At 68.2% G+C, this 11367-nt stretch carries 9 protein-coding genes, 1 tRNA gene and 3 pseudogenes; 10 read left to right on the forward strand and 3 right to left on the reverse strand.

Annotated features, from left to right (window positions below):
* Nucleotides 1-48: 48 nt before the first annotated feature.
* The 3 genes and pseudogenes from ACFVYS_RS25755 to ACFVYS_RS25765 all read left to right on the forward strand — a co-directional run.
* Nucleotides 49-210 (forward strand): annotated as a pseudogene (locus ACFVYS_RS25755) (cold-shock protein); the annotation flags it as partial.
* A 72-nt stretch (nt 211-282) separates the two neighbouring features.
* Nucleotides 283-356, forward strand: a tRNA-Met gene (locus tag ACFVYS_RS25760).
* A 64-nt stretch (nt 357-420) separates the two neighbouring features.
* Nucleotides 421-822: pseudogene (locus tag ACFVYS_RS25765) on the forward strand (amino acid permease); the annotation flags it as partial.
* Here the strand turns inward: ACFVYS_RS25765 and ACFVYS_RS25770 are convergent.
* Nucleotides 806-1441 carry a nitroreductase/quinone reductase family protein gene (locus ACFVYS_RS25770; RefSeq protein ID WP_389505609.1) on the reverse strand — a complete coding sequence of 212 codons (636 nt, stop codon included), beginning with the start codon at nt 1439-1441 and terminating at the stop codon, nt 806-808. The pseudogene ACFVYS_RS25765 and the gene ACFVYS_RS25770 sit on opposite strands and share 17 nt — an antisense overlap.
* Nucleotides 1442-1987: 546 nt before the next feature.
* Here ACFVYS_RS25770 and ACFVYS_RS25775 point away from each other — a divergent pair.
* Both ACFVYS_RS25775 and ACFVYS_RS25780 read left to right on the forward strand, forming a co-directional pair.
* Entirely contained in the window at nt 1988-2575 is a 588-nt protein-coding gene (locus ACFVYS_RS25775; protein WP_389505610.1) for an SMI1/KNR4 family protein, read from the forward strand.
* 216 nt (nt 2576-2791) lie between these two features.
* Nucleotides 2792-3034 carry a DUF5302 domain-containing protein gene (locus tag ACFVYS_RS25780; protein ID WP_389505611.1) on the forward strand — a complete coding sequence of 81 codons (243 nt, stop codon included), beginning with the start codon at nt 2792-2794 and terminating at the stop codon, nt 3032-3034.
* Nucleotides 3035-3289: 255 nt separating this feature from the next.
* Here the strand turns inward: ACFVYS_RS25780 and ACFVYS_RS25785 are convergent, their stop codons facing one another.
* Nucleotides 3290-3649, reverse strand: a complete 360-nt coding sequence (locus ACFVYS_RS25785; RefSeq protein WP_389505613.1) for an excisionase — start codon at nt 3647-3649, stop codon at nt 3290-3292.
* Between the two features lie 68 nt (nt 3650-3717).
* On the opposite strand from ACFVYS_RS25785, the gene ACFVYS_RS25790 reads away from it, so the two are divergent.
* The 4 genes and pseudogenes from ACFVYS_RS25790 to ACFVYS_RS25805 all read left to right on the forward strand — a co-directional run bounded on the left by ACFVYS_RS25790 (nt 3718) and on the right by ACFVYS_RS25805 (nt 9313).
* On the forward strand, nt 3718-4698 hold the full coding sequence (locus tag ACFVYS_RS25790) for a Clp protease N-terminal domain-containing protein (protein ID WP_389505615.1): 981 nt from the start codon (nt 3718-3720) through the stop codon (nt 4696-4698).
* A 355-nt stretch (nt 4699-5053) separates the two neighbouring features.
* Nucleotides 5054-6183: pseudogene (locus ACFVYS_RS25795) on the forward strand (FAD-dependent oxidoreductase).
* Nucleotides 6184-6463: 280 nt separating this feature from the next.
* Complete coding sequence (locus ACFVYS_RS25800; protein WP_389505617.1) at nt 6464-6901, forward strand: glutaredoxin domain-containing protein; 438 nt, start codon at nt 6464-6466, stop codon at nt 6899-6901.
* Between the two features lie 144 nt (nt 6902-7045).
* Nucleotides 7046-9313 carry an ATP-binding protein gene (locus ACFVYS_RS25805; protein WP_389505695.1) on the forward strand — a complete coding sequence of 756 codons (2268 nt, stop codon included), beginning with the start codon at nt 7046-7048 and terminating at the stop codon, nt 9311-9313.
* A 318-nt stretch (nt 9314-9631) separates the two neighbouring features.
* Here ACFVYS_RS25805 and ACFVYS_RS25810 read toward each other — a convergent pair whose 3' ends face one another.
* Complete coding sequence (locus ACFVYS_RS25810; RefSeq protein ID WP_389505619.1) at nt 9632-10219, reverse strand: TetR/AcrR family transcriptional regulator; 588 nt, start codon at nt 10217-10219, stop codon at nt 9632-9634.
* 112 nt (nt 10220-10331) lie between these two features.
* Between ACFVYS_RS25810 and ACFVYS_RS25815 the strand changes: the two genes are divergently transcribed.
* Nucleotides 10332-11351 (forward strand): NADP-dependent oxidoreductase, encoded by a 1020-nt coding sequence (locus ACFVYS_RS25815; RefSeq protein ID WP_389505697.1) that lies wholly within the window; start codon nt 10332-10334, stop codon nt 11349-11351.
* Nucleotides 11352-11367: the final 16 nt, after the last annotated feature.

Genomic DNA, 11367 nt, shown 5'->3' on the forward strand with positions numbered 1-11367 from the left:
CACGGGCATCGCCACCCGCGCGGCGGCAGGGGGTAGCTCTCGGCGGCAATGGCGCTCGGGTTCATCGCCCAGGACGGCGGCGGACCGGACGTTTTTCGCCCCCTGCTCCACTACTCCAACGTCTCCGGCAACGGCTACCGGGAGCCGGTGGGGGGAGGGCCGGTCACCTTCGACGTGACCCAGGGGCAGAAGGAGCCGCAGGTCGAGGACCCGTCCGGGGCTGGGCTGAGACGGCCGTACGACGCAGCACCCCGTGGATCACGTGTAGGGTGGCATCACCGACGCGGGGTGGAGCAGCTCGGTAGCTCGCTGGGCTCATAACCCAGAGGTCGCAGGTTCAAATCCTGTCCCCGCTACAAAGGTAAGGGGCCCGGCACTGCTGGGCCCCTTCCGCATTTCGCCTAACTTCCGCTCAGCGGGTCCTCCTGTCAGTGGGCCTCGCGGCTGGCCAACCCGAAGATCGGCTGGTGGTTCGGGTGGCTGACCTTCTGCTACCTGGCGATCGGTGTAGTGGCCGTCGACAACGCACTGGCGAGCCAGGCGTTCATGCCGCTCGCCGGTCTCGAGCCGGACGAGGGCACGGCGCGTCTGATCACCCTCGCGGTGCTGCTCATCCAGACCGTGCCGGCCGTGGCCTCCACCCGCCTCGTCAGCATGATCAACACGGGCGCGGTGGGGCTCGAACTGGCACTCGTCGTCGTGCTGGCGATCGCGCTCATCGCCGTCGTGGCGATCACGGACAACGGCTCAGTCGGCAACCTCACCTCGCGCGGTGTCGTCGCAAACGCGCCCGACTACTGCTCGGTCAGTCCTGCGGAGTGAGCAGGACGATCGGGATTTCGCGGTCGGTCTTCTGCGCGTACTCGTCGTAGAGGGGGAAGATGCGCGCCATCTGGAGCCAGAGGGGCTCACGTTCGGCAGGGGTCGCGACCCGGGCGCGAGCGGTGAAGCAACGGGCGCCGACCTGCACCCCGACGCTCGGGTTCGTCTGGAGGTTCTTGAACCACGCGGGATCGTCGTCGGCTCCACCCTTGGAGGCGACGACGACGAAGTTCTCGCCTGCGGTGCCGTAGATCAGGCACGTGCGACGCGGAATGCCGGTTCTGCGTCCGGTCGTGGCGAGCACGAGCGTATAGACGCCGTTCGACTCGTGTCCCTCGGTGCCACCCGAGGCCAGATACGCACGAGTCTGCTCAGCGACCCAGTCCCATTGCGAGTCGGTGGCGTGGTCAAGGTCATCGGCGACAGCCATGACGAAGGTCCTTTCTGGAACGGAAGCCTGGTAGTGAAGGATGCCCGGGGTGTTCGTCGGAGTCCTCGGCGCGAGGCTGGTGGCCACCGGCGTGTGGAACGTCGACAGGTCGACCCGGCCGTCGCCGTCCGGGGTCCGTACGACGGCGATGTCCGCGCGGACGTCGTCCAGCCCGACGAGCTGGTCCACCCCTTCACCCTCGACCGTTGCTTCGCCCTCCAGCTCCGGGCCCGGTTCGAGAAGAACGCGACAGCGGCCGCTGGATCCTCGACCACAACGCCGGCGTGATCCATCCGGTAGGTCATCGTTTCTCCCGCGTCACGCGGCCCGTCGTGGCCGCTCATGCCCCTGGGACGGAGCTGGCGCAGTGTTCTCGACATGGCTACGTCTGTGATGGCTCGGCAATTGTCGACGCGGAGGCGGCCTGGGCGGCGAGCGAGGGCACAAACCGCCTGGCTAAAAGGGTAGTTACCAGCGTGTTCGCGTTTGGCCATGCTTACCGGCAGCCAGGGCGAGCGTCTGCCGGACTGGCTCGATACCGTCAGACGGGACGACCTGCCCCGCTGTCCTGGATCTCTGGAGTCGTCGAAGGTCACGTCAACCGGATCAAGATGCCCAAGCGCCAGATGTTCGGCAGGGCCGGCGGCTTCCAGCTACTGCGGAAGCGAGTCCTGCTCGCAGGTTGATCTCTCGCGCTGCGCGATAGATTACGGGCGACACGAGAGAAGAGTTCGCATGGACTCCCGTATCCCGCGGCTGCGACGCAAGCTGGCATACATCCCCTACGCACCCAGTCGGAGCCATTCCTTCGGCGAAGAGCGGCACGCATTTCGTCTCGGCCCCCGCCTGCCCGAAGCTCGGGCAGACGCCTTTGAAGCCGAGCATGACGTGGAACTCCCACAGCCCTATCGAGACTTCCTCACGAACCTGGGCGGCAGCGGTGCGTCCCCGTACTACGGGCTGATCCCGCTGGAGAGTTGCACCTTGTTCACGATGAACCCCGGTGGTGCCGACACCGGTTCAAGAGGATTCAGCCGGGCCTACCGCCCCACACGCGACGGTCACCTCTTCCTGCACGTCGCCGAACGCGGTTGCAGCGATCTCGTCCTCATCGGCGTAACCGGCCCTCTCACCGGGCGCATGCTCATCGGCAACGCCGACGGCTTCTGGGGCCCGAACGTCTCCTCGGCCTCGGACTTTCTCGCCTGGTACGAACGGTGGCTCGACCACATGGCCGCCGGACTGGACAATCGAGCCCTGGAACTCACCTCACCCCGACTCCAGGCTCATCCACATCGGTACCGGCTCGCTTCGAAGATCTGACTACCGGTGACCACTCCACAAGCACTGAGCCAGAACCCGAGAAGTGACGGCAGCGCTGTGTCGCCCGATCGCCTGGATGATGCTCATAATCCTCATGCACGTTCAGCGCCGGCCACGCGTCACGGCGGTTGGCGAGTGCAGGACGAGGGCTGGTGCCTCGAGCGGTGCTCGCCATGACAAGCTGTGCTTTCCACTGCCCAGTCCCAGGAGGTCACCATGGCCGCAGAGTCTCCATTGCCCGAAGGCTCGGAGCCGGTTGACGGCGAGAGCATTGCCCTCTCGCCCGACGATGACGGACAGGACGACTTGAAGCGCAAGTTCCGGGAGGCCCTGGACCGCAAGCGGGGTAAGCAGGCGGACGCCGCGGACGTGGCTGCGAGCACCGACACGTCGAAGGTCCACGGCGCGCACGGGCCGGCCGCGAGTCAGCGGTCGTTCCGTCGAAAGAGCGGCGGCTGAGCCCAAACGCCCTATAGACGGAACTCGGCAGGCTCAGGCGACGGCTGGGAGGTAGGGGCCGAGTTCCGCAGGGCTTCGACGCCGCTGTGCTCTAGGCCCAGGCCTTCAACCTGCTTCAGCCGAACGTCGCCGACCGCGTCCGCGCTGTCCTCCCCGTCCCGGGCAGCCCGGCCGGTCTCGCCGCCGAACCGGCCGGGTACGCGTGTACGCGATGCACCTGCGGACAGTCACCTGACATGGTGCTGCTCGCGCCGGTCACTTCCGTTCCAGCGCGGCCAGCCGCAGCTCGAGCTGGTCAACCCGGTGCCGTAGCAGGGTGACCTGGGCTTCCAGGCTGACTTCCCGTTCCGCCCTGCGCTGAATGCGCGGTGACGCGGCGGCGCGCTCGATCACCGCGTCCAACTGGACCAGGCGCTGCGGCCCGTTCGGGCCGTCCACCAGCCGCGACCGGATCTCGCCATTGCGATACCAGGACCGCAGGGCGGAGCGGGAAACGCCGGTCTCCGCTTCCGCCTTGGCCAGGGTGACCCAGGGTGTCTCATCCAGCTGCTCGAACAGCTCCAGCTCATTCTGCCAGCGCGCGAGCCGGCCCTCCCAGTCCGACGGTGTCTCCATCACACCCTCCCTTCAGCATGGTGACCCTATCAATAGCAGTGTATTGACAGGGTTGAGACCATAAAACCATGCCATTTGAAAGGTTCACAGTGGAAGCCCGCAAGGTGGTCGTCACGGCTCAGGAGGAGGCGAGGCTGCTCAATCACCACTACATCGGCACGGAGCACATCCTGCTGGGACTGCTCGACGCGCCCGACAGCATGGCCGCGAAGGTTCTGCATCAGCTCGGCTACGACAAGGAGGCGGCGCGGGTCGATATCGCCGCGGTGGTCAAGCCCGGTACGCAGCAGCTGAGCGGTCATATCCCGTTCGCGCCGCGCGCGAAGAAGACGCTGGATCTCGCCCTACGCGAGGCGCTGCAACTGCACCACACCTACATCGGTACGGAACACATCCTGCTCGCCCTTGTCAGGGAAGGGGAGGGCGTCGGCGCGAAGGTACTTGCCGAGCGGATCAATCCGATCGGCAAGATCCGTGCCGCGGTGCTGGCGTCTTCGCAGGGATCGCAGGGATCGCAGGACGTCACGGCCGGCCCTTGGCCGGCCGGCACAGCTGCCACCGAGGACACCGTGTCCGCCGCCAGCGCGCTGGCCGGTGGCGCACCGGTCGGCAGCCATCACCTGCTGGAGGCGATGCTGCGGGCGGAGAACAGCATGGCGGCCAAGGTGCTGCGCGAACTCGGGGTCGACCCGGACGCGGTCGCCGCCAAGATCGACGAACTGGATCCGGAGACGACCTCCGACGCGAACCCGGAGGAGGCCGCCGCGCGCAAGATGGAAATCCGGCTGGTCGACGACGAGGTGCACTTGATCCTGCGGGACCCGGCAACGGTCACGATCGCCAAGAAGGTCACCGAGCTGTCCAACGGCCCGATCCAGGGCGTCGGGCCGGTGGCCGGCATGTTCGTCCCGCTCTGGCGGTCGACCAACCAGCTGCTGCTGCAGGTCCAGGGTGTGCTGGAACCGGAACCCGGAGAAGAGGACGGATCCGCCGCGAACAACGTCGCCAAGGTCGTGCGCACGGTCCTCGCGCCTCGGCTCCGCCGGTGAGTCGACTGATCACCGGGCCCGAACCCGTCGGTGGGACAGGCGAGGACGGGAGCGCGGTGAGCGACGACGCGCCGACACCGTTCTCGCCGTCGGCAAGGAGTTCGTTCACAGGCGCGTCCCGCCGTGCTCACCGAGGCGCAGCGCGGCGCCTGCCAGGTCGTCGCCGTCGGCCGGCACGCGCTGGTAGTCGCGCCTCATCGAGCCGGCCGACCCGGTCGAGGGGCCAGCTGACCACAAGTCCCGGCCAAGGTGATCGGCGAGTGGGGGAGGGCGTTGGGCGCCCCGCCGATGGTGGGCCGCGCGCACCACGGGTCGATCTCTCGCGAGTAGCCAATGCCGTGCATCGGAGGCAAGCATGACCACCACCACGACCACCATCACCATCGTCGGAGCCGGCTTGGGTGGCCTGGCCCTTGCCCGCGTGCTGCACGTGAACGGCATCGACGCCGTCGTGTACGAACGGGAATCGTCGCGCGGCGCGCGCGTGGCCAGGGCGGCATGCTCGATCTGCACTCCGGGACCGGGCAACGGGCGTTACGCGAGGCCGGTCTGATCGACCGGTTCCACGCGATTGCCCGTCGTGAAGGCCAGGACCTGCGCCTTCTCGAGCCGGACGGCACCCTGCTGCTGCAGGAGGACACACCCGACGACGCCCCCTCGAGCGACCCGAGGTCGACCGGGCCGATCTGCGCAACCTCCTGCTGGACTCCCTCCCCGAACACGCCGTGCGCTGGGGGCACGCGGTGGAATCCGCCGACCATGGCCTGCTGCACTTCGCCGACGGCAGCAGTGCGGCGTATGACCTGCTGGTCGGCGCCGACGGCGCGAACTCCCGGGTCCGCGCGCTGCTCACCGACGCCCGACCAGCCCACACCGGCCAGAACGTCGTTGAGCTCAGCATCGCCGACATCGACCGTACCCACCCCGACCTCGCGGCGATGGTGGGGCGCGGCAACTACTGGGTGCTCGGCGACGGACAATCGCTGTCGGCGCAGCGAAACGGCGACGGCCGCGTATGTATCGGCCTCAGCTTCCACACCGATGAGGGTTGGTTCGCCACCAGCGGGATCCCGTTCGACGACCCGGTCGCCGCTCGGGGGGCGGCTGATCGACCTGTTCACGGGCTGGGACCCACGGTTCACCGCTTTGATCGCCGCCTGCGACGACACGGTCCTGCCGCGGTCGATCACGACTCTTCCGGTCGGCCTGACCTGGCCGTCGATGCCCGACGTCACGCTGCTCGGCGATGCCGCGCATCTGATGCCGCCGGTGGGGCAGGGCGCCAACATGGCGCTGCTCGACGGCGCCCTGCTCGGCCTCGCGCTGGCCGCGCACCCGGACGACTTTCCGGCCGCAGTCAGAGAATACGAACGCGAGATGTTCGAACGCACCAGCGCCGCCGGTCGGCAGTCCGCGTTCGTCCAGGAAATACTGGCGTCGCCGGACGCCGGCCAGAAGGTGCTCGCGTTCTTCCAACCGGGCTGAAGGTAGATGAAGTTGACGGAAAGCAGAAAGCGACCAAGCAACCGGCCGCCCAGACAGCACGATCACCCGCGGTCCAGGTGTCACGGCCGCCTCACGGGCCGTCACAGGGCATGAGTCCCAGTGCCCGGACAGAGGCCAGGGGCTGGCCCGCGGGGGAGCCGGGATGCTCTCGCTGGTCCGGGACAACCACAAGGGGCGCACATGGCGCCGTGTCCGGCGAACGCCCAGGTGAGCAGCCTGGTTCGAGGAGCATCTCGACTCATCGATAGCCTGCGTCCTCATGACGCGCACTTGGATCCTGCCGATACTGCTTGTGCTCTGCGGCTCAGTCGTTGCGACCGGGCTGGTCTTCAGCGGGAGCCCCGGCGAGGCCGCAGCACTCCTGCTGGTATTTGTGCTGCTCGCAAGCGTGAACTCGCCTCTGGTCTTCCCGAGATCGATCGGTGCGCTGGAGGCACAACGCCGCAGCGCGGTCGACGGACGGCCGGTCGTCTACTGGCGGGCAGGATGCACGTACTGCTTGCGACTGCGCATCCGGTTGGGCCGTAGCGCCCGCGAGTTGCATTGGGTCAACATCTGGCATGACCCGGCAGGAGCGGCGGTGGTGAGGGCAGCCAACGAGGGCAACGAGACCGTGCCGACCGTCGTCGTGGCGGGTCAGCCGCACACCAACCCCGATCCTGAATGGGTGCGCGAACGGGTCTCCCCTTCCGCGTGATCGGGAGAGATACCGCGTGTGTCGATGGACGGAGAGTCGAACGGCAGCGGAGGGATCCTCAGGCGACGGCCGCCGGAGCACGTCGTCCTTCGGCTCGCGCCGAACAGAACACGTGGGGTGGGTGGTCCTGGTAGGAAGTCTCTTATGGGGGATCATCTCGCGCGGGCGGTACGGCGGTTGCGGTTGCAAGCAGGGCTGACGCAGGAGGCCTTGGCGGAGCGTTCGGGTGTTTCGGTCAGCACGATCCGCGGCGTGGAGACCGGTAAGCGCCGTAATCCGCAGCTCGCGTCGGTGCGTCAGCTGGCTGCGGCACTGGAACTGGGGCCGGCCCAACTCGATGAGTTGCTGGCAGCGGCGGCGGGCATGGCGGAGCCATCGGCGGTTCCGGTACCGCGTCAATTGCCCGCTGACCCAGGGCCGTTCGTGGGCCGTGAGGATGAGCTGGCCCGATTGGACGCGGTGTTGCGGGCGGGTTCGGGTTCGGGTGCGGCGGGCACGGTCGTCGTATCCGCCATTGCCGGTGCCGGCGGGGTGGGCAAGTCGTGGCTGGTGCTGCACTGGGCGCACCGTAACGCCGACCGGTTCCCCGACGGCCAACTTTTCGTCGATCTGCGGGGCTTCAGTCCGGACAGTGATCCGATGGACCCGGCGGTCGCGGTGCGCGGATTCCTCGACGCGTTGGGTGTCGAGCCCGGCCGTATCCCGGTCGCCGCGCATGCGCAGACGGCGCTGTTGCGCAGTCTGGTGGCGGACAAGCGGATGCTGCTGGTGCTCGACAACGCCGTCGACACCGCCCAAGTCACTTCTCTGTTGCCGGGCGGCAGCACCTGCACCGTGGTGGTCACCAGCCGCAACCGTCTGTCCGGTCTTGTCACGGGCCATGGCGCCCATCACCTGTCGGTGGACACGCTCACCGACACCGAGGCCCGCACGCTGCTCGCCGCCCGGCTCGGCACGGCACGCATCGAGGCCGAGCCTGGGGCGGTGGACGAGCTGGTCAGCCGGTGTGCTGGGTTTCCGCTGGCGCTGAGCATCGTCGCCGGCCGCGCTCACACCGATCCGCACCTGTCGCTGGCCGAACTCGCCGACGACCTGCGCGACGGCGCGCTCGATGTACTTGACGACGCCGATCCGGCCGCGAGCCTGCCCGCGGTGCTCTCGCTCTCTCACCGTGCGTTGAGCGACGAGGAGGCCGAGGTGTTCGGGCTGCTGGCGATCGCGCCGGGATCCGACATCGGCCTTCCTGCCGCCGTCAGCCTCACCGGCCGCGGCCGAAGCCGGACCAGGGCTCTGCTGCGCCGGCTGGAACAGGCATCGCTGATCGGCAAGGACGCGGCCGGCCGTTACCGCATGCACGACCTGATCCGCCGTTACGCCGCCACCGCTCACGACCTGGCCGACGGCGCACGCACGGCGGCGCTGCGACGGGTGCTGGATTTCTACACCCACACCGCGTACGCCGCCGACCGTCTCCTGGAGTTCCACCGGGAGCCCATCGAGCTCTCTCCGCCGGTGCCCGGCTGCCACCCCCAGACGCTCTCCGACATCCCGGCGGCGATGGACTGGTTCGAGGCCGAGCACCGGAACCTGCTCGCCGCCCAGCACACGGCCGCCGCACACGCCTTGCACAGCACGTCCTGGCAGCTGGCCTGGACGCTGAACAACTTCCACTACCGGCGAGGACACCGCCACGATCAGCTCGCCGTGTGGAGACTCGCGGTCGACTCCGCGGGCCGACTGCCCGATCCGGGCGCCCAGATCCTCACCTACCGGCTCCTGGGACGCGCCCACGTCGTGCTCGGGCACCACCAGGAGGCGATCAAAGCCCTGAACGAGGCTCTCGCGCTGAGCGAGCAGCAGGACGACCGCGCCCTGCAGGCCCAGGCGCACTACACGCTCGCATCGATCTGGCCGGACGGTCGGCGGGCACTGGAACACGCCAGACGCGCACTGGATCTCTACCACGGCCTCGATCAGCCGATTGCGGAAGCCAACGCGCGCAACGCCGTGGGCTGGTACGCCGCGCGCGTGGGCGAGCACGACACCGGCCGTGAGCACTGCCAGGCCGCCCTCGCCCTCTTTGAGGAGCACCAGGACATAGACGGTCAGGCGCAGACCCTGGACAGCCTCGGCTACATCGAGCACCACAGCGGCCGCCACCACGACGCCATCCGGTACTACGGCCGAGCCATCAGCCTCTACCGCGACCTCGGCAACGCCTATGAAACCGCAGACACCCTCGAGAGGCTCGGTCATACCCACACCGCCCTGGGCCACCCCGACCAGGCCCTCACGGTGTGGCGGGAAGCACTCGGGCTGTATCGGCAGCAAGGACGGGATCAGGAAGCCGAGCAGGTGGAGCGACAGCTCGACACCCTCGTCGAACAGGACACCCCGGACAGCGCCCGCTGATATCACGTGCGGTCGCACACTCCCGCAAGCGATCAATCGGGGCGCGGGGGAGGTACCGACCGCACGCATCGCCAGCAGTCCGAGGAACATCAGCTAGAGCTCGAGGTCGACCAGCGGACCGCTTCCGGCTCTACCTTGGCACCCTCATCGAGGGCCGCGGACGGCGGCCGTCTGTCGACCTGCCAGTCGGTGAGGCCCCGGCAGGCAGCAGTCGGCGTAAGGCGACAGCCAAGTAGTCTGCCCCTGCCCGGACTTGGACCGGTTCGACGCGGCGGACGCACGCTGGTGGTCCACGGGCCGGCTTCTACGGGCCGGCTTCTACGGGCCGAGGGGCGGCGTCTTCTTGAGATCGGTGCTCGCTGGGTTCGTCAGGATCGCGCTTGTGACAACGTCGAAGAGGTGGTCGGCGCGCGGGGCGAGCGAGGGCTGATCGCTGAGCCACGCGAGCCCTGCCACCAGCGCGAACAGATCGGTGCCGTCAATGTCGGTCCGGGCCGTGCCCGTGGCTTGGGCACGTGCAAGGAGCCGGGCACCGGCCGCACGCAACGTGACGCACGAAGCGTGGAGCGCGGAGTCGGTGTCCTCGATGGCTGCTGTCATCAGCGCGGTCACACCCTGATACTCGGTCGTCCATGCGACGCAGTCGCGCAGCCACGAAACGAGAGCATCTTCGGGCGAGCTCGACGTCTCGAGCTCGTCTGCCCTTGCCGTCAGCCGATTGAAGCTCGTGCGCAGCAAGGCTTCGAGCAGCGCCTCGCGCGTCGGGAAGTGACGCAGCAGCGTCGCGAGTCCGACGTCGGCCCTGCGCGCGATGTCGCGCATGGACACCTCGGAGCCGTGCTCGGTGATGGCGGTTCCCGCGACGGCGAGCACGTGGTCGCGGTTCTTCCTGGCGTCGGCCCGCATGTGTCCCCTCTTGACTATCCGGATCAGTGGTCCATATATTCGGATCAGTGGTCCGTTTATGTGGAGCGCTGATCCGGATAAGTCTATCCCGCGGCGCGGGCAGGAGAAAATGATGCCGATACACACGATGAGGGCGGTCCGGCTGCATGAGCACGGCGGCCCGGAGGTCCTGCGCTACGAGGAGGTGCCGATGCCCGAGCCGGGGCCGGGTGAGGTGCTCGTTCGCGTTCACGCGGTCGGCGTCAATCCTCCGGACTGGTACCTGCGCGGCGGGCTGACCAGGATGCCCGGGGAGACGGAATCGACCGTCAGGCTGCCGGTGATTCCGGGGACGGACATGTCGGGAGTCGTCGAAGCCGTCGCCGCGGACGTGGATGGCCTCGCCGTAGGGGATGAAGTCTTCGGTCTTCTGCGTTTTCCCAGCTTCGACGGCAGCGCATACGCCGAGTACGTGGCCGCGCCTGCGGCGGACCTCGCACGCAAGCCGGCCGGCATCGACCACGTGCACGCCGCCGGGGCGCCCATGGCCGGGCTGACGGCGTGGCAGTTCCTGATCGATGTCGGACACGGCCACCCCTCGCCCTTCCAGGTTGCGCCACATCGCCCGACGGCACTGGACGCCGACACGACGGTGCTCGTCAACGGCGCCGCGGGCGGCGTGGGGCACTTCGCGCTACAGCTCGCGAAATGGAAGGGTGCACATGTCACAGCGGTGGCATCGGGCGCGCATGAATCGTTCCTGCGCGAACTCGGTGTCGACCAGTTCATCGACTACACCAAGAGTCGTCCAGAGGAACTCGTGCACGACGTCGACCTCGTCCTCGACACTGTCGGCGGGCCCGACAGCAAGCGATTCCTGCGTACGCTCAAGCGCGGTGGCGCCCAGTTCCCCGTGCTTCCCGGGGACTTCGACGAAGAAGAGACCGCGAAGCTGGGCGTCACGGTCTCGAGCGCCCAGGTTCGCTCGAACGGCGCGCAGCTTGCTGAACTGGGGCGTCTGCTCGACGCGGGCAAGGTCCGCGTCGCGATCGACAGCACGTTCGCGCTCGCCGATGCCAAAGCAGCGCACGAGCGCGCCGCCCACGGGCACATCCAGGGCAAAATCGTGCTCACGGCCGCTTGCAACGGCTGACGCAATGAGGGGGTGG

This window comes from Streptomyces sp. NPDC058295, assembly GCF_042880655.1.
Classification (GTDB): domain Bacteria; phylum Actinomycetota; class Actinomycetes; order Streptomycetales; family Streptomycetaceae; genus Streptomyces; species Streptomyces coriariae.